This window comes from Frigoribacterium sp. CFBP9029, assembly GCF_034045305.1.
GTDB lineage: Bacteria > Actinomycetota > Actinomycetes > Actinomycetales > Microbacteriaceae > Frigoribacterium.
In genome coordinates, this window is the sequence record NZ_JAXCWB010000007.1 from 29,174 (window position 1) to 46,771 (window position 17,598).

14 protein-coding genes are annotated in these 17,598 nt (G+C 71.8%); 7 read left to right on the forward strand and 7 right to left on the reverse strand.

Going from position 1 to position 17,598, the window contains the following annotated elements; all coding sequences use genetic code 11:
* Positions 1 to 60 precede the first annotated feature (60 nt).
* Complete coding sequence (gene leuS / locus SOM11_RS10520) at positions 61 to 2,691, reverse strand: leucine--tRNA ligase (RefSeq protein WP_414655460.1); 2,631 nt, start codon at positions 2,689 to 2,691, stop codon at positions 61 to 63.
* A 147-nt stretch (positions 2,692 to 2,838) separates the two neighbouring features.
* Positions 2,839 to 4,230, reverse strand: a complete 1,392-nt coding sequence (locus SOM11_RS10525) for an anthranilate synthase component I family protein (protein WP_320477976.1) — start codon at positions 4,228 to 4,230, stop codon at positions 2,839 to 2,841.
* Positions 4,231 to 4,242: 12 nt separating this feature from the next.
* Between SOM11_RS10525 and SOM11_RS10530 the strand changes: the two genes are divergently transcribed.
* Entirely contained in the window at positions 4,243 to 5,211 is a 969-nt protein-coding gene (locus SOM11_RS10530) for an aminotransferase class IV (protein WP_320477977.1), read from the forward strand.
* A 72-nt stretch (positions 5,212 to 5,283) separates the two neighbouring features.
* Here SOM11_RS10530 and cydC read toward each other — a convergent pair whose 3' ends face one another.
* The 4 genes from cydC to SOM11_RS10550 are packed head-to-tail and all read right to left on the reverse strand — an operon-like array spanning position 5,284 to position 11,135.
* Positions 5,284 to 7,053: a thiol reductant ABC exporter subunit CydC gene (gene cydC / locus SOM11_RS10535; protein ID WP_320477978.1), complete on the reverse strand. Its 1,770-nt coding sequence runs from the start codon at positions 7,051 to 7,053 to the stop codon at positions 5,284 to 5,286.
* Positions 7,050 to 8,711 carry a thiol reductant ABC exporter subunit CydD gene (cydD, locus tag SOM11_RS10540; RefSeq protein ID WP_320477979.1) on the reverse strand — a complete coding sequence of 554 codons (1,662 nt, stop codon included), beginning with the start codon at positions 8,709 to 8,711 and terminating at the stop codon, positions 7,050 to 7,052. The genes cydC and cydD overlap by 4 nt, the downstream gene beginning before the upstream one ends.
* A 10-nt stretch (positions 8,712 to 8,721) precedes the next feature.
* On the reverse strand, positions 8,722 to 9,723 hold the full coding sequence (gene cydB, locus SOM11_RS10545) for a cytochrome d ubiquinol oxidase subunit II (RefSeq protein WP_320477980.1): 1,002 nt from the start codon (positions 9,721 to 9,723) through the stop codon (positions 8,722 to 8,724).
* Positions 9,723 to 11,135, reverse strand: coding sequence for a cytochrome ubiquinol oxidase subunit I (locus SOM11_RS10550; protein WP_192057989.1), 1,413 nt, complete (start codon positions 11,133 to 11,135; stop codon positions 9,723 to 9,725). The genes cydB and SOM11_RS10550 overlap by 1 nt, the downstream gene beginning before the upstream one ends.
* An 86-nt stretch (positions 11,136 to 11,221) precedes the next feature.
* On the opposite strand from SOM11_RS10550, the gene SOM11_RS10555 reads away from it, so the two are divergent.
* Entirely contained in the window at positions 11,222 to 11,881 is a 660-nt protein-coding gene (locus tag SOM11_RS10555; RefSeq protein ID WP_243215593.1) for a DedA family protein, read from the forward strand.
* Between the two features lie 61 nt (positions 11,882 to 11,942).
* Here SOM11_RS10555 and SOM11_RS10560 read toward each other — a convergent pair whose 3' ends face one another.
* Positions 11,943 to 12,590, reverse strand: a complete 648-nt coding sequence (locus SOM11_RS10560) for a TetR/AcrR family transcriptional regulator (protein WP_192057993.1) — start codon at positions 12,588 to 12,590, stop codon at positions 11,943 to 11,945.
* Positions 12,591 to 12,737: 147 nt separating this feature from the next.
* Between SOM11_RS10560 and SOM11_RS10565 the strand changes: the two genes are divergently transcribed.
* The 5 genes from SOM11_RS10565 to SOM11_RS10585 all read left to right on the forward strand — a co-directional run bounded on the left by SOM11_RS10565 (position 12,738) and on the right by SOM11_RS10585 (position 17,578).
* Positions 12,738 to 13,460 (forward strand): SOS response-associated peptidase, encoded by a 723-nt coding sequence (locus SOM11_RS10565; RefSeq protein WP_320477981.1) that lies wholly within the window; start codon positions 12,738 to 12,740, stop codon positions 13,458 to 13,460.
* Between the two features lie 17 nt (positions 13,461 to 13,477).
* Positions 13,478 to 14,521: an App1 family protein gene (locus SOM11_RS10570; protein WP_192057997.1), complete on the forward strand. Its 1,044-nt coding sequence runs from the start codon at positions 13,478 to 13,480 to the stop codon at positions 14,519 to 14,521.
* A 107-nt stretch (positions 14,522 to 14,628) separates the two neighbouring features.
* Positions 14,629 to 14,955: a DUF6504 family protein gene (locus SOM11_RS10575; RefSeq protein ID WP_192057999.1), complete on the forward strand. Its 327-nt coding sequence runs from the start codon at positions 14,629 to 14,631 to the stop codon at positions 14,953 to 14,955.
* A gap of 124 nt (positions 14,956 to 15,079) precedes the next feature.
* Complete coding sequence (gene pnuC, locus SOM11_RS10580; protein WP_243215599.1) at positions 15,080 to 15,769, forward strand: nicotinamide riboside transporter PnuC; 690 nt, start codon at positions 15,080 to 15,082, stop codon at positions 15,767 to 15,769.
* A 21-nt stretch (positions 15,770 to 15,790) separates the two neighbouring features.
* Positions 15,791 to 17,578 (forward strand): glycoside hydrolase family 15 protein, encoded by a 1,788-nt coding sequence (locus SOM11_RS10585; RefSeq protein ID WP_320477982.1) that lies wholly within the window; start codon positions 15,791 to 15,793, stop codon positions 17,576 to 17,578.
* The last annotated feature ends 20 nt before the right edge of the window (positions 17,579 to 17,598 follow it).

Consider the following 17,598-nt stretch of genomic DNA (forward strand, 5'->3'; position numbering starts at 1 on the left):
CGCCCTGGGGACACCAGGGCGGCCGTCGCGGTCGGGGAGGAATCATCCGCCCCGGCGAGGTCACTTCACCGCGATGTTCACCAGTCGCGGCGCGCGCACGATGACGTTCACGATCTCCTTCTCGCCGATCGAGCGCTGCACGGCGGCCGAAGCCCTGGCCAGGGCCTCGAGCTCCTCCGAGCCGATCTTCGGCGACACCTCGAGTCGATCGCGCACCTTGCCGTTGACCTGCACGACGGCGGTGACGCTCGTCTCGACCAGCAGGGTCGGGTCGGCCTTCCGCCAGCCGTGCTTCGCGACGGAGACGCCGTCGTAGCCGAGCTTCTCCCACATCTCGGACGCCGTGTAGGGCGCGAACAGCGAGAGCCCCAGGGTCACGGTCTCGACGGCCTCGCGGACCGCCGGGTCGCCCGCACCGGCACCCGAGTCGACGACCTTGCGGATGGCGTTGACCAGCTCCATCAGGCGGGCGACGACGACGTTGAACTTGAACGCCTCGGTCAGCCCCGGGGCCTCGGCCAGGAACCGGTGCGTGACCCGGCGGAGGGCCTGGTCGCCGTCGGCCCAGACCACGTCGCGAGGGCTCGACACCTCGCCCGAGAGCCGGAACGCCCGAGCCAGGAACTTCGCCGAGCCGGCGGGCGAGACGTCCGCCCAGTCGATGTCGTCCTCCGGCGGGCCGGCGAACGCCATGGTGAGGCGGATCGCGTCGACGCCGTGCTTCTCGACCTCTTCGGAGAGAGTGACGAGGTTGCCCTTGCTCTTGCTCATCTTCGCGCCGTCTTGAAGCACCATGCCCTGGTTCAGCAGCGCGCTGAACGGCTCGGTGAAGTCGAGGTGACCGAGGTCGAACAGCACCTTCGTGATGAAGCGCGCGTAGAGCAGGTGCAGGATCGCGTGCTCGACGCCCCCGACGTACTGATCGACCGGCGCCCAGCGGTTGACGACGGCGGGGTCGAAGGCGCGGTCGGCGTCGGTCGGGCTGAGGAACCGCAGGAAGTACCACGAGCTGTCGACGAAGGTGTCCATCGTGTCGGCGTCGCGCTTCGCCGGGGTGCCGTCGATCGGGTTCGGCACGTTCACCCAGTCGGTGGCCGCGCCGAGCGGCGAGCTGCCCTTGGGCTTCAGGTCGAGACCCTCGGTGGGCGGCAGCAGCACCGGCAGCTGGTCTTCGGGCACCGGGATCTCGGTGCCGTCGGCGCCGTGCACGATCGGGATCGGCGTGCCCCAGAAGCGCTGACGCGAGATGAGCCAGTCGCGCAGACGGTAGGTCTTGGCGCCCTTGCCGGCGCCCGAGGCCTCGAGCAGCTCGATCACGCGCTTGATCGCGTTCGACTTGCTGAGCCCGGTCAGCGGACCGGAGTTCATCAGGCGGCCGTCGCCAGAGAGCGCGACCCCCGTCTCGCGCGGGTTCAGCTCGGGCAGGTCGTCGGGCAGGATCGCCTGACCGTCGGCGTCGAGCTCGAGCTTCGGGATGACACCCGTCACCGGCGCGTTCGTGTCGACGACGACGCGCACGGGCAGGTCGTACTCGATCGCGAAGTCGAGGTCGCGCTGGTCGTGGGCCGGCACGGCCATGACGGCGCCGTGCCCGTAGTCGGCCAGCACGTAGTCGGCCGCCCAGACCGGCATCGGGTCGCCGGTCAGCGGGTTGACCGCGACGCGCCCGAGGGGCACGCCGGTCTTGGGTCGATCGGTCGACTGCCGCTCGATCTCGGTCGTCTTCTGCACGGCCGTCAGGTACTCGGCGAAGCGCTGGCGCACGTCGTCCGTGGCGTCGGCCACGAGCTCGGCGGCGAGGTCCGAGTCGGGGGCGACGACCATGAAGGTCGCGCCGTAGAGCGTGTCGGGTCGGGTGGTGAAGACCGTGACCCGCTCGTCACGCCCCTCGATCTCGAAGTGCACGTCGGCGCCGACCGACCGGCCGATCCAGTTGCGCTGCATGTTCAGCACCTTCGACGGCCAGCGGCCCTCGAGCTGGTTCAGGTCGTCGAGCAGACGGTCGGCGTAGTCGGTGATCTTGAAGTACCACTGCGTCAGCTTCTTCTTGACGACGACGGCGCCCGAGCGCTCGCTCGTACCGTCGGCCAGCACCTGCTCGTTCGCGAGCACGGTCTGGTCCACAGGGTCCCAGTTGACCCAGCTGTCCTTGCGGTAGGCGAGGCCCTTCTCGTACATCTTGAGGAACAGCCATTGGTTCCACTTGTAGTACTCGGGGTCGCTGGTGTGCAGCACGCGGTCCCAGTCGAACGAGGGCGCGTAGAGCTTCATGCTCTGCTTCTGCTGCTCGATGTTCGCGTAGGTCCACTCGCGGGGGTCGACGCCGCGCTTGATGGCCGCGTTCTCGGCCGGCAGGCCGAAGCTGTCCCACCCGATCGGGTGCAGCACGTTGAAGCCCTGCTGACGCCAGTAGCGCGCGATCACGTCGCCGAGCGCGTAGCCCTCGGCGTGCCCCATGTGCAGGTCGCCCGACGGGTACGGGAACATGTCGAGGATGTACTTGCGCGGGCGCTTGTCGTCGGGGTCGACGGCGAACGGCTTCGCCTCCTCCCAGATGGCCTGCCACTTGCGCTGCAGACGCGCGACGTCGTACTCGCGCTCCTCTTCGGGGCGGGGCGGACGCTCGCCGGCGGCGGTCTTCTCGGAAGGCGCGGTGTTGTCGTGCTCGTGTGCCACGGGACTCTCATTCATTCCTGGGGAGGGACGCACCTGCTGCAACGCACGTCGACGTGCGGGCACGGCGACCCGACGATCTAGCGTAGATGACCGGCCCGCCGTCCGCCGAACCCGGATCCGCCGCTGGGGAAGCCGCCCTCAGGCCGGCACAGGAGGGGGAGCTCAGGAGGCGCGGGTCGGCCCGTCCGCCAGCACCGCCAGCAGGGCGGCCGCCTTCACCCCCACCTCGTCCCACTCGGCGCGGGGCACCGACGCGGAGGTCACTCCCCCGCCGACCCCGACGGACGCCGTGCCGACGCCGTCCGCCCCGGCCCGGTCGACGACGATCGAGCGGATCACCATGGCCAGCGAGACGGTGCCGTCGAGTCCGAACGTGCCGATCGCGCCCGAGTAGATCCCCCGGGGGCGCGCCTCCCACGCCGTCAGCAGTTCGACGGCCCGGCGCTTCGGCGCGCCGGTCATCGACCCCGCGGGGAACATCGAGGCGACGGCGTCGAGCCCCGTGAGCCCGGGTCGCAGGCGCCCGCGCACGGTGCTGACGAGCTGGTGCACCGCGGGGTACGAGTGCACGGCGAAGAGCTCGACGACCTCGACGCTGCCGGGGGTGCAGACGCGGGTCAGGTCGTTCCGCACGAGGTCGACGATCATCAGGTTCTCGGCGAGCTCCTTCTCGCTCGTCGCGAGCTCGTCGGACAGCTCCGCGTCGGCGAGTGCGTCGCGCCCCCGCGGGCGGGTGCCCTTGATCGGCGACGACGAGACCGTGCCGTCGGCCGAGACCTCGACGAAGGCCTCGGGCGACGCGCCCAGCACCGAGGTCTCGCCGATCCGCACGAACGACGCGCGCGGGGCGGCCGACGTGCGTCGGAGGCGCCGGTAGACCGCCAGATCGTCGACGGCTCCGTCGACCGCGACCCGGGTCGTGGGGCAGAGCACGTACACCTCGCCGGCGACGATCGCCTCCTGGCAGCGGGCCACGAGCGCGAGGTACGACTCGGCGTCGTGATCCCAGCGGGGGTGCGTCGAGGAGGCGCGGTGCGGGGCGGTCTCGAGCCGCGCCTCCTCGGCCTCCAGGTGGTCCCACCGGGCGACGACGCCCTCGAGCCAGTCGGGCGCGGCGGTGCTGACCGCCTCGACCGTGCGGAGCGCGTGATCGAAGACGAGCGCCCGGTCGGTCCGGAGCAGGGCGAGATCAGGAGGCGCGGTGCCGTCGGCGCGTTCGCCCGCGTCGATCACGGGGTGCGCCCCGCGACCGAGTCCGCCGTCGCGGTCGAGCAGCCAGAGGCCGACCCCGTAGCCGAGCCAGCCGGCCCAGCCGAGCGGATCCGCGTCGGCGCGCGGTGCGGAGAGGTCGTCGTGCAGCGCCGACCAGACCGCGTCGAGTCGACCGCCGGACGCGGAGGCGGTCACGGCCTCGCCCCACGCCACCACCGATCGACCGGTCGCGGCGTCGAGCCCGGCGTCGATCCAGACCACGTCTCCCTCGGCCGCGAGAGACGACACCACGAGTTCTGGGTCGCGCCACTCGAGCGGCGCACGGACCACCGGAGGACGCATAGCCTTGAGTGTATGAGCACCGCGACGACCCTCCTCTGGCGCGGCGGACTCCTCGAGCCCCTGCCCGACGCCCGGCGAGGTGCCGACGGCGTCGGTGCGGCCGACACCGGTGCGGCCGAGCCGACGCTGCTGGTCGCCGACTCCTGGCTGGTCGACGAGGGTCGTGTCCGAGCCCTCGACGTGCACCGCGACCGGTTCGCCGGGTCGGTGGACGCCGCGACGGCCGGGATGACCGGTCGGCCGACCCCGGACGACGTCGACGCGTTCTGGACGGCCGTGGTCGCCCGGCTGCCGCGCACGGGCCGGTGGTTCCCCCGGGTCGAGCTGGTGGCGGCCGGGGACGACGCGACCGGCGGGGCCGACACGACCGGCGGGGCCGACACGACGGGCGGGGCCGACGCGACCGGCGGGGCCGACACGACGGGCGGGGCCGACTCGACCGACGGGGCCGACTCGACCCGCGCCTCCTCGGTCGCCCTGCGACTGCGGCTGCGGCCCGCTCCCCCGGCGAGCGCGACCGTGGTGCTGGCGACGGCCACCCACGACCCGCGGATCAGCCCGCTCGTCAAGGGGCCCGATCTCATGGCGCTCGGCCGGGTGCGCGACGAGGCCCGCTCGCGGGGAGCCGACGAGGCGGTCGTCCTGAGCGGAGACGGTCATGTCGTCGACGGGGCGTGGAGCTCGATCGTCTGGTGGCGCGGCGACGCCCTCTGCCTGCCGTCCGACGATCTGCCGCGTCTGCCGGGCGTCACCGTGCGGACTCTGGCCACCCTCGCTGCGGTGATGGGCGTCGACGTGCTGCACGAGCACGCCCGACCCGACGAGCTGAGCGGCTTCGAGGTCTGGACCACGAGCGCTCTGCACGGCATCCGCATCGCGACAGGCTGGGTCGACGGCCCGTCGCCCGCCGAGCAGCCCGGTCGGCTGGCGCTCTGGCGGTCACGGCTCGACGCCCTGCGCCGTCCGCTGCCGTCGGTCTGACGGCGCCCCCTTCAGGCGCGAAGGCGATCAGGCCCGGGGGCCCTGAGGCACGGAGGCATGGAGGCATGGAGCCTAGGAGGCGCGGGTCGCGTCGACGATCCGCCCCGCCTCGACCCGGACCCGACGGGTCACGAGTGCGTCGTCGACCGGCACATGCGAGATGAGCAGCACGGTCGTGCCCTCCTGCTGTGCCGTCGCGAGCACGTCGGCGACGAGACGCTCGGCCAGGTCGGCGTCGAGCCCGGCCGTCGGCTCGTCGAGCACGAGCACCGGGAACCCGTGCAGCAGGGCCCTGGCCAGCGAGATCCGCTGCGCCTGACCGCCGGACACCAGGGCGCCGCGTTCACCGAGTCGGGCGTCGAGGCCGCCGCGGGCCCGCACCCAGTCGGCGAGGTCGACCCGGTCGAGCACGGCCCAGAGGTCGTCGTCTGTGGCGGAGTCCCTGGCGAAGAGCAGATTCTGGCGGACGGACTCGTCGAAGAGGTAGGGCGCCTGCTCGATCAGGCCGACGGTGGCCCGCACCCGGTCGGCCGGGACCGTCGACGCGTCGACGCCGCCGACCTCGTAGCGACCCCGGTGGTCGAGGAACCTCACCAGCACGGCGGCCAGCGTGCTCTTGCCCGCCCCGCTCGGTCCCTCGACGACGACGCGCTCGCCGACCCGGAGGTCGAGGTCGACGGTGTCGAGCGCCGGCGAGGTCGACCCGGGCCAGGCCGCCGACAGGGCCGCGAGGCGGAGGGCGGTGCCGCCCGCGGGCGGCAGCGGCAGCCGGGCCGAGGCCGCATCGACCACGTCGGCCCCGTCGGCCCCGTCCGCCGCGGCGGAGTCGCCGGGCTCGGCGGGCTCCGCGGGCCCGGCGTCCCCCGGCACCTCGTCGACGACGACGCCCGCGGGGGCGACGGCCGGGACCGCCGACTCGAGGCGCTCCCCGCTGGCCCGCACCCGACGCCAGGCGAGCACGGCCGTCGGCACCGAGCCGACGACCTCGAACACGGCCAACGGCACCAGCGCGACCAGGGCGAAGGAGGGCCCCGAGAGGTCGCCGCCCGCCACCGTCGGCGCCGCCACGACGATGGTCGCGAAGACGGTGGCGCCCGACAGCAGCGACATCAGCGCCGCGACCACCCCGGTCGAGGTGGCCCGGCGGCGGGCCGCCCGCCGCAGGTCGTCGTCGAGCCGGGCGACCCGGTCGAGCTGACCGTCGAGGGCGTCGAAGGCCGTCAGCACGTCGAGGTTCTGCACGGTGTCGAGCACGGCGCCCGAGAGCGCGCCCCGTCGGTCGGCGAGTGCGCGTTCGCTGCGACGCGCCAGGGCGTCCGCCGCCGCGCAGCCGACGACGAAGGCGACGGCGAGCCCGGCGGCGAGCACGAGCGCGGCCCGGGGCGAGAAGAAGGCCACACCGGCGACGGACACGGCCGACGCGACACCGGACACGATCAGCGGCTGGACGACGCGGAGAGGGAGGTCCTGCAGCGCGTCGACGTCGCTGACCATCCGCGAGAGCAGATCGCCGCGGTCGGTGCCGCCGAGCCCCGCCGGGGCGATTCGCACGAGTCGGCGGTAGAGCTCGGTCCGCACGACCGCGAGCTGACGGAAGGCGGCGTCGTGACTCGCCAACCGCTCGAGGTAGCGGAAGAACGCCCGCGCGAGGGCGAACGCGCGCACCCCCACCATCGACAGCGTGAGGAAGAGGATCGGCGGCTGCTCCGCGGCGTGCGTGATGAGGTGCGCCGACGCGGCGAGCAGCGCGATGGCGCTCAGGGCGCTCAGCACGCCGAAGACGATGCCGGGCAGCGAGCGTCGCGCCGTCGGCTGGGCGGTGCGGAGCAGGGAGGTCGTCATGAGAGGGCGCTCCGGTCGAGGGCGGACAGGGTCACGACGGTGTCGGCCGCATCGCGGACGGCTGCCCGATGGGTCACGACGATCACGGCGACGCCCGAGCGCGCGATGTCGACCAGCCCGTCGATCATCCTGGTCTCGGTGACGGGGTCGAGCGCCGACGACGGCTCGTCGACGAGCAGCAGCCGGCCGCCGCGACGCCGCAGCCGGTAGACGGCCCGGGCCAGCGCGACCCGCTGCGCCTGCCCGCCGGAGAGCCCCGTGCCGCCCGCGCCCAGCTCGACCGCGGGGTCCATGCCCTGCCCCCCGGCGGCCGCGAGCGCCGCGAGCACGGCCTCGGGGTCGACCTCGTCGCCGAGTGCGATGTTGTCGGCGACGGTGCCCGAGACGAGCCCGGGGGTCTGCCCCGACCAGGCGATCTCGTGCGGGGCGGGGGCGCGGTCGGCATCCTGCCAGCGCGCCTCGCCCTCCGACGGCACCGCACCCCGGAGGGCGGCGAGCAGCGAGGTCTTCCCGGCGCCGCTCGGTCCGACGATCGCGACGAGGCTGCCCACGGGGGCGACGAACGACGTCGTCGGGGACGAGGGCGCGCCTCCTCGGTGCACGGCGACCTCGGAGACGATGAGGGCGTCGGTCGGACCGACGGCGGCGAGGGGGGCGGAGGCGCGGGCGGGGTCGGCGGCGCCACTGGCGGTGGTCGTCTCCCGGTCGGCGTCGTCGAGCAGCTCGACGACCTCCGTCGCGGCGGCGACGCCGTCGGAGGCGGCGTGGAAGTTCGCCCCCACCTGCCGCAGCGGCAGGTAGGCCTCGGGGGCGAGCAGCAGCACGAACAGCGCGACAGGCAGCCCGAGCGACCCGTCGACGAGCCGGATGCCGATCGACACGGCCACGAGGGCGACGGAGAGCGAGGCGGCGAGCTCGAGTGCGAAGCCGCTGAGGAACGACACGCGGAGCACCGACATGGTCTGCGTCCGGTAGTCGTCGGTCAGTCGGCCGATGCGGGCGACCTGGCGTCGCTCGCGGCCGAAGACCTTGAGGGTCGACAGGCCGTTCACCGCGTCGAGGAACGACGAGGCGAGACCGGCGAGCCGATCCCACTGCCGGGCCTGGGCGGTGCGGGTGGTCCAGCCGATGAGCACCATGAAGACGGGGATCAGCGGCAGGGTCAGGACGACGATGAGCGCGGAGAGCCAGTCGTTCGCGCCCATCACGGCGACGATGAGCGGGGTGCTGAGCGCCGTGAGGATCAGCTGCGGCAGGTACTTGGCGAAGTAGTCGTCGAGGGCGTCGAGGCCCGGGCCGATCAGGGTGGCGAGCCGGGCCGAGTTCCGGCGAGCGAGCCACTCGTGGCCCCGGTCGGTGACGGCTCGGACGACGCGGCGGCGCAGTTGGCTCTTCACCACGGCAGCCGTCCGCGCGGCGACGGCCTCGAGCGCCCACGAGACGAGCGAGCGGGCGATCACGGCGAGCGCCAGCCCGACGAGCGCCTCGGTGAGGGCGGGTGCGCCGCGGCCGTCGACGACGGCGACCACCGAGCGGGAGGCGGACCAGGCGACCGCGATGACGCACGCCGTCTGCACGACCCCGAGCACCGCCCCGATCACGAGGAACGTGCGGGCGGCGGCGGCGTAGCCGAGGAGGCGCGGGTCGAGCGGCTTCACGGTCGTCGGCTCACGAGGCGGCCGGGATCGTCGCGCGGCTGATCCTCTTGCGGAAGATCCAGTACGTGAACCCCTGGTAGCCGAGGATGAGCGGCACGAAGACGAGGGCGACCCAGCTCATCACGGTGAGGGTGTAGTCGGAGCTCGCCGCGTTCGCGATGGTGAGGCTGTTCGCGGGGTCGTTGCTGGCCGGCATGACGGCGGGGAACAGGGCGGCGAACAGGCTCGCCACGGCGAAGGCGATGGTCACGGCCATCAGGGCGAACGCCCGCCCCTCGCGTCCCCGGAGGTTGGCGGCGAACGAGGCGATGAGGGTCACCGCGGCCGCCGCGGAGAGCACGGCCGACGCGATCGTGCCGTGCATCAGCGTCGTGATCACCAGGAACGACGCGGCGACGACGATCGTGACCAGCCCGGCCCGCACCGCGAGTCGCCGTGCCCGCTCGCGGATCTCGCCCTCGGTCTTCAGCGAGACGAAGACCAGGCCGTGGGTGAAGAAGAGCAGGAGGGTCGTGAAGCCGCCGAGCAGGGCGTAGGGGTTGAGCAGATCGGTCAGGCCGCCCGTGTAGTTGAACCCCTCGTCGAGCGGCACCCCGCGGACGACGTTGGCGAAGACGAGTCCCCAGACGAAGGCGGGCACGGCCGAGCCGACGGTGATCATCAGGTCGAAGCGGCGCTTCCAGGCGGCCTCGGGGCGCTGGTGGCGGTACTCGAACGAGACGCCGCGGGCGATGAGCGCCAGCAGGATCAGCAGCAGGAGCAGGTAGAAGCCGCTGAACAGGGTCGCGTACCACTCGGGGAACGCCGCGAACATGAACGCGCCGGCCACGATGACCCAGGTCTCGTTCAGATCCCAGACGGGGCCGATCGTGTTGATCAGCACCCGACGGTCGGTGTCGTCCCTGCCGAGGAACGGCAACGACATGCCCACGCCGAAGTCGAACCCGTCGAGCACGAAGTAGCCGACGAAGAAGAACGCGAGCAGCAGGAACCAGAGGGTGGGGAGGTCCATCAGTACACCGTCGCTTCGTGGCGGATCTCGCCGGATTCGGGGTCGGGCACGGGCGCCTCGCCCGGCCCCTTCTGGGCGGCCTTGACGATCAGTCGGAACTCGACGACCGCGAGGCTGCCGTAGATGAGCGTGAACGCGATCAACGAGATGAGCACGGTCAGACCGGTCACGTTGGGCGAGACGCCGTCCTCGGTCTTCAGCAGCCCGAAGACCAGCCAGGGCTGTCGTCCCATCTCGGTGAAGACCCAGCCGACGATCATCGCCATCAACGGGAGGGGGTACGACCAGACGGCCGCGCGCCACACCCACCGGTTGACCGGGAGGCGGCCCTTGCGGGTCACCCAGAGGCCGACGAGGGAGATGAGGATGGCGACCATGCCGAGGCCCATCATCCAGCGGAACGACCAGTAGGTCACCCAGATGATCGGCGTGTAGTCGCCGGGGCCGTAGAGCTGCACGTACTGCGCCTGCAGGTCGTTGATGCCCTCGACCGTGCCGTCGAACGTGTGCGTCGACAGGAAGCTCAGGAGGTACGGGACCCGGATGCTGAACAGCTCGTGCACCCCGTCGGGCGTGCCGAGGGTGAAGATCGAGAACGAGGCGTCGGCACCGGTCGAGGTCTTGTAGAGCGCCTCGGCGGCCGCCATCTTCATCGGCTGGGTCTCGACCATGGCGAGGCCGAGCTGGTCACCGGTGAGGACGGTGAGGGCGCCGGCGGCGACCATCGTCCAGAGACCGAAGCGCAGCGCGGGCCGCATGGTCTCGAGGTTCTGGTTGCGCGAGAGGTGCCAGGCGGCCACCGCGACGATGACCGCGGCCGACACCATGAAGCAGGCGAAGATCGTGTGGGGGAACGCGGCGAGGGCGACCTTGTTGGTGAGGACCTCCCAGAGGCTGGTGAGCTCGGCCCGGCCCTTCTCCTCGTTGATCGCGTAGCCGACAGGGTTCTGCATGAACGCGTTCGCGGCGATGATGAAGTAGGCCGACAGGATGCTGCCGACGGTGGCACCCCAGATGCTCGCCAGGTGGAGCTTCTTCGGGACCTTGTCCCAGCCGAAGATCCAGATGCCGATGAAGGTCGCCTCGAGGAAGAACGCGAGCAGACCCTCGAGGGCGAGCGGCGCCCCGAAGACGTCGCCGACGAACCTCGAGTAGTCGGACCAGTTCATGCCGAACTGGAACTCCTGCACGATTCCGGTCACGACGCCCATGGCGAAGTTGATCAGGAAGATCTTGCCGAAGAACCGGGTGAGCTGCAGATAGTGCAGCTTCCCGGTGCGCACCCATGCCGTCTGGAAGACCGCGACCGTGAAGGCCATGCCGATCGTCAGGGGCACGAAGAGGAAGTGGTAGATCGTCGTCAGACCGAACTGCCACCGCGAGAGGAGGAGCGGGTCGAGGAGGTCGTTCACAGAGACAGTATGCGTCCCCAGTTACACAACAGGTGTCGTTTAGCGGTTCTGGTCGCTGCCGAACGGCTGTGAATAGGATCGAGCTCGTGAACGACCTCCTCGGCAGCCTCCTCGACCTCGTCCAATCGGTCGATCCGGTGCTGCGGACCCTCCTCGCCGGTCTCGCCATGGTGCTCGAGACCTCGGTGCTGCTCGGACTCGTCGTGCCGGGCGACACCGTGGCGATCGTGTCGGCCACGGCGGTCGCGACGCCGTTCGAGTTCGTCGCGCTGGTGCTGGCGCTCGTGACCGGGGCTCTGATCGGCGAGAGCGTGGGGTTCGCCCTGGGTCGGCGCTTCGGCCCCGCGATCCGCCGCAGTGCGGTCGGGCGGCGCCTCGGCGAGCGCAACTGGGTCCGGGCCGAGAACTACCTGGCGCGTCGCGGCGGGGTCGCCGTGTTCGTCTCGCGCTTCTTACCGGTGCTGCATTCGCTCATCCCGCTGACGGTCGGCATGAGCCCGATGCGCTACCGGACGTTCCTGGCCTGGACGGCCCCGGCCTGCATCCTGTGGTCGACGGCGTACGTCTCGGTCGGTGCCGCCGCCGCGGGCGGCTACCGGGAGATCGCCGACCGGCTGCACTGGGCCGGCTACCTCTTCGTCGCGGTGATCGTCGTCTTCGGCGTGGCCGTGGTCGTCGTCAAGAGGATCGTGCACGCTCGGGAGGAGCGGCACATGTCCGCTCCCGACGACGCCCCCTCGGAATGACCGCTCGTGGCGAGCGCCCGGAGTCAGCGTCCGGAGCGCCCGATCAGGGTGACCGCTCGGGTCAGCGGACGGCGAGGACCGGCTCGAGGTAGGCCACGACGACGCGTCGGCACTCGTCGATGAAGCGCGGGTCGCCGTCGCCGCCGGACACGAACGCCCGGGCGAGGAGGGAGTTGCCGATCTCGACGACGACCTCGACCGCCAGCTCGGTCTCGGCGTCGCGGACGACCCCGAAGCGGTCGACCAGCAGACTCGTGATGCGATCGGCGAGAGGGCTGCCCGCGGGCGCCTCGTGCGGCGCGCCGAGGTCGGGAGCGTCGCCGAACCTGATGGCGCGGAACCCGGGCTCGTCGCGGTACATCTCGGCCTTGGCGTCGATGAGCGCCTCGATGGCACGACGCCAGTCGACGATGTCGGGGTCGGCCACCCGCTCGGCGACCGTCGCCGTGAGGCGCTGGATGCAGCGCAGTGCGAGGGCGTCGACCACGGCGATGCGGTCGGGGAAGTACCGGTAGACGGTGCCGATCGAGGCGCCCGCGCGCTCGGCGACCATTGCGGTGGTCAGGCGCTCGTAACCGATCTCGTCGATGATCGACGCCGCGGCGTCGAGCAGCCCCGTGAGACGCGCGGAGCTCCGGGCCTGGACCGGCTCGTTCCTGAGCAGTGATGATCCCCCGGGCAGTGCTTCTGTGACCTCGGTGGCGAGCAACGGTTCTCCTTCTGCGATTCGCGACGTCGTCGCGACATGGTGCTGGACGTCGATCGAGGGCGCCGTGAGCGCGGTGCGCACCGACCTCGTGCACCGCTCCGCCCGTCGGTGGCGGCCGATGTCGGTGCGAGCCGGGAGAATGGACGCATGTGCGGACGATTCGTGATGGCTCGCGCCTCGAGCGACCTGGTGGCCCTGTTCGACGTTGATGTATCAGGAGACACTCTCCCAGATCCTTCCTGGAATATCGCTCCGACCCGCCCGGTGAATCTGCTGGTCGACGCCGCCCCCCGCGGCGCCGACGCCGGCGGCCCGCCTGTGCGGCGGCTCGCGGCGGCCCGATGGGGACTCGTGCCCGGCGGGTCGAACGGGCCCGAGGGCGCCCCGGTGTTCAACGCCCGATCGGAGACGGCGGCCGAGAAGCCGATGTTCCGCGACGCGGTGGCGGCCCGCCGCGGGCTGGTGCCGGCCACCGGCTACTACGAATGGACGACCGACCCCGCGGGCGTCAAGCACCCCCATCTGGTGCGCCTCCCCGACGACGAGGTCATGCTCTTCGCCGCGCTGTACGAGTGGTGGCGCGACCCGCGGGCGGCACCGGACGCACCGTCCCGGTGGCTGCTGTCGACGACGATCCTGACCCGCGCCTCCTCGGGGCCGCTCGAGACCCTGCACGACCGGATGCCGGTCTTCGTGGGGGCCGACGTGATGGACGACTGGCTCGATCCCGAGACCGAGGGCGACGACGATCTCGTGCAGGGGGTCGCGGGGCTCGCACCCGAGATCGCGGACCGCATGTCGTTCCACGAGGTCTCGTCCGAGGTCGGCTCGGTGTCGTCCGACTCCCCCGCCCTCGTCGAACCGGTCTGACGTGACAGGATGGGCGCATGCCCGACACCCGTAGACCGGCACCGGCCGGAGTCGAGCCGCTGCTGCACCGCGCCGCCCGCATCGAGAACTCGGTCCACCGGTTCCGCGAGAAGCGCGCCCGCAAGCGGGGCCTCCTCCCGACAGTCGTCCCTTACACGGGCTACGGCTCGTCCGGCTGGGCCCGCGTGCTGTCGCGGGTGCTGCTGACCCGCAAGGGAACCCTCGAGGGGATCGACCGGGCGAACGTGCGCGGTTGGCGCAGCTTCACCAGCGTGCCGGTCGAGAAGGCCAGGGTCGACGTCGTGCTCGGCGGGCGCACGCACCACCTGACGACCGACCGCGGCGGCGTGCTCGACGTGCGGGTCGAGGTCGACCTCGAACCGGGCTGGCACGTCGCCACCGTCAGCTGCGAGGGCTCGCTGCCCGTCGACGCCCCGGTCTACGTGATCGACCCCGACGTGCGGTTCGGCGTCGTGTCGGACATCGACGACACGGTCATGGTGACATCGCTGCCCCGGCCCTTCCTGGCCGCCTGGAACACGTTCGTCCTGAACGAGCACGCCAGACGCCCCGTGCCCGGCATGTCGGTGCTCTACGAGCGACTGCAGCGCACGGCCGGCGGCTGCCCGGTGATCTACCTCTCGACCGGCGCCTGGAACGTCGCCCCCACCCTCTCGCGGTTCCTCTCGCGCAACCTCTACCCGAGCGGTCCGCTGCTGCTGACCGACTGGGGCCCGACGCACGACCGCTTCTTCCGCAGCGGACGCGAGCACAAGCACGCGTCGCTCGACCGGCTGGCGAAGGAGTTCCCGCACATGCGCTGGCTGCTGGTGGGCGACGACGGCCAGCACGACGAAGAGCTCTACGGGCGGTTCCTGCACGAGCACCCCGACTCGGTCGCCGCCGTGGCGATCCGCCAGCTGTCGCCCAGCGAGGCCGTCCTCGCGGGTGGCCGGTCGACGCGCTCCGAGCACGCCCAGGGCAGCGACACCCCCTGGGTGTCCGCCCCCGACGGCGCGGGCCTCTGGGATCAGCTCGCCGACGCCGGCGTCGTCGAGTGAGGGCGTAGCAGCCTCTCGATCCTCCCTCTCGCGGGTCGGATGTCGGCGGCCGACCGTACACTTCGTTCGAACACACATTCGAACGACGACGAGCGGGGCGAGACGACATGAAGGTCGACGAGAAGGTACCGGTCGAGACGACCGACGACGGGGCGCCGCTGCGATTCGTGTGGCGGGGCGTCGTGTACGGCGTGGTCAGCCCGCCCGAGCGGTGGATCACCCGCCGAGAGTGGTGGCGGTCGGCTGCCCGGGCGCCTCGGGGCGGGGCGGTCGATCTGCTCGAGCTGCCGGTCTGGCGGGTCGACGCCCTGCCGCTGACCGACGGCGCCCATCGGATCGACGGCACCTTCGACCTCGCCCTCGACCCCGCGCTGGGCTCATGGCTGCTGCTCGGCGTCTTCGACGACCGCGTCGAGCAGCAGCTGTTCGCCTGATCGGCCGGCACTCGGGAATGCCGACACTCGGGAATGAACGACGCACCCCGCTCGTTCCGACCTCGGCGACTCGAGCGCCGTGGCAGATCACGGAGACCGTCGTCGCCACGACCAGGAGGACGACGTGCAGGTGATCCGGTGGCTCTTCGACGCTCAGCTCGTGCTGGGCGATCAGACCATCCTCTGGCGAGAGATCGTCGGCAACGTCTTCGGTCTGCTCAGCGCCCTGGGCGGCATGCGCCGGAAGGTCTGGGCCTGGCCGATCGGCATCGTCGGCAACGCCCTGCTCTTCACGGTGTTCCTCGGCGCGGTCTTCGACACGCCGAACCCGGTCAATCTGCTCGGCCAGGCCGGGCGTCAGGTGATGTTCATCGTGGTCTCGATCTACGGGTGGCGCCGCTGGCGGCAGAGCGAGACCGGGGCCGGCGCTGCGGTCGAGCCGCGGTGGGCCGGCTGGCGCAACCGCGTCCTGCTCGTCGTGGCGCTCTTCGGCGGCACGGCCGTGCTCACCCCGATCTTCGGCGCCCTGGGCTCGTACGAGCCCGTCTGGGCCGACGCCTGGATCTTCATGGGCTCGCTGCTGGCGACGTACGGCATGGCCAAGGGCTGGGTCGAGTTCTGGCTGATCTGGGTCGCCGTCGACCTCGTGGGCACACCGCTGCTGTTCAGCGCCGGCTACTACGCCTCGGCGTTCATGTACGTCTTCTACGGCGCGTTCACCCTGATGGGCTTCGTCGTCTGGGCGCGCACCCGCCGGCAGAAGCCTCAGATCGAGACACGCTGGCCCGACCCCACCCTCCAGCGGGGTCGCTGACCGGACTGCTTGGATGGCCGCATGCCCCTGCCCATCGAGAACTACGCCCTGATCGGTGATCTGCACACCGGATGCCTCGTCGGCACCGACGGCAGCATCGACTGGCTGTGCCTGCCCCGCTTCGACTCCGCCTCGACCTTCGGCGCCCTGCTCGGCGACCACGACGCCGGGCGGTGGCTGATCGCCCCGACCGACGCCGACGCCACCGCGACCCGTCGCTACATCGACGACACGTTCGTGCTCGTGACGCGGTGGCAGACCGCCACGGGCGTCGTCGAGGTCACCGATCTGATGCCCTACGGCGACCGCCGCGCCGATGTCGTGCGCCGGGTGACGGGGGTCTCGGGCACCGTGACCCTGCACGTCGATCTGGCCATCCGCTTCGGCTACGGCAGCGCCATGCCCTGGGTGCGGCAGGTGACCGACGGCGACGACACCGCACTCGTCGCGACGGCCGGCCCCGACGCCGTCGTCGTCCGAGGGCCGCGCCTGACCGCCACCGACCACACCCATGCGACCGAGTTCGACGTCGCGGCCGGCGAGGTCGTCGACCTCTCACTCACCTGGTACCCCTCGCACCGGCAGCCACCCGCGGCGGTGGACATCGACGCGGCCATCGACGACACGGTCGGCTGGTGGCAGGCCTGGGCCGCACGGTGCACGACTCCCCCGGCCTACGAACGCGAGGTCCGCCGTTCGCTGCTGATCCTCCGAGCGCTGACGCACGAAGACACCGGGGGCATCGTCGCCGCCGCGACGACCAGCCTGCCCGAGCAGTTCGGGGGCTCGCGCAACTGGGACTACCGCTACGTCTGGCTCCGCGACGCGTCGATGACGCTGCAGGCGCTGATCCTGCACGGCTACGTCGAGGAGGCCGATCGCTGGCGCGGCTGGCTGCTGAGGGCGATCGCCGGAGACCCGGCCGACGTGCAGATCATGTACGGCCTCGCCGGCGAGCGCCACCTGCACGAGAGCGAGATCGACCACCTGCCCGGCTACGGGGGCGCCGCTCCGGTGCGGGTCGGGAACGCCGCCTACAAGCAGTACCAGGGCGACATCTTCGGCGAGGTCATGATCGCCCTGCACGAGGCCCGCCAGCTCGGCGTCGACGAGACCGAGTACTCGTGGCCGTTGCAGCGGGCCCTGATGCAGTACGTCGACGACAATCGCACCCGGCCCGACAGCGGCATCTGGGAGATCCGCGGCGAGCTGCAGCACTTCACCCACTCGCGGGTCATGATCTGGGCCGCGCTCGATCGCGCCATCGCGGGCGTCGAGCAGTTCGGCCTCGACGGCCCGGTCGACCGCTGGCGCGAGCTCCGAGACGAGGTGCGGGCCGAGGTCGAACGCGACGGCTGGAACGCCGACCGGAACTCCTACACGCAGCACTACGACACCACCGAGGTGGACGCCTCGCTGCTGCAGCTCGCCCAGGTCGGCTTCGTCGCCGCCGACGACCCCCGCATGCTCGGCACCGTCGCCGCGATCGAGCACGACCTGCTGCACGACGGACTGCTGCTGCGCTACCGCACCGAGAGCGGCGTCGATGGGCTGGCGGGCGACGAGAACCCCTTCCTGACCTGCTCGTTCTGGCTCGCCGAGCAGTACGCGGCCTCGGGGCGGGTGGACGACGCCGTCACCCTGATGGATCGCCTGGTCGGCTACTGCAACGACGTCGGCATGCTGTCGGAGGAGATCGAGGTCGCGACGGGGCGACACGTCGGCAACACGCCTCAGGCGCTGTCGCACCTGGCGCTGGTCCGTGCGGCGGACGCGATCGGGCGCGCGCAGGCGACCCGCGCCTCCTAGGCTCCACGGGTCGGCGGAAC

Coding starts and splice junctions, on each gene's coding strand:
- leuS (WP_414655460.1), bottom strand. CDS start 2,691: ATGAATGAGAGTCCCGTGGCACACGAGCACGACAACACCGCGCCTTCC.
- SOM11_RS10525 (WP_320477976.1), bottom strand. CDS start 4,230: ATGCGTCCTCCGGTGGTCCGTGCGCCGCTCGAGTGGCGCGACCCAGAA.
- SOM11_RS10530 (WP_320477977.1), top strand. CDS start 4,243: ATGAGCACCGCGACGACCCTCCTCTGGCGCGGCGGACTCCTCGAGCCC.
- cydC (WP_320477978.1), bottom strand. CDS start 7,053: ATGACGACCTCCCTGCTCCGCACCGCCCAGCCGACGGCGCGACGCTCG.
- cydB (WP_320477980.1), bottom strand. CDS start 9,723: ATGGACCTCCCCACCCTCTGGTTCCTGCTGCTCGCGTTCTTCTTCGTC.
- SOM11_RS10565 (WP_320477981.1), top strand. CDS start 12,738: ATGTGCGGACGATTCGTGATGGCTCGCGCCTCGAGCGACCTGGTGGCC.
- SOM11_RS10570 (WP_192057997.1), top strand. CDS start 13,478: ATGCCCGACACCCGTAGACCGGCACCGGCCGGAGTCGAGCCGCTGCTG.
- SOM11_RS10575 (WP_192057999.1), top strand. CDS start 14,629: ATGAAGGTCGACGAGAAGGTACCGGTCGAGACGACCGACGACGGGGCG.
- SOM11_RS10585 (WP_320477982.1), top strand. CDS start 15,791: ATGCCCCTGCCCATCGAGAACTACGCCCTGATCGGTGATCTGCACACC.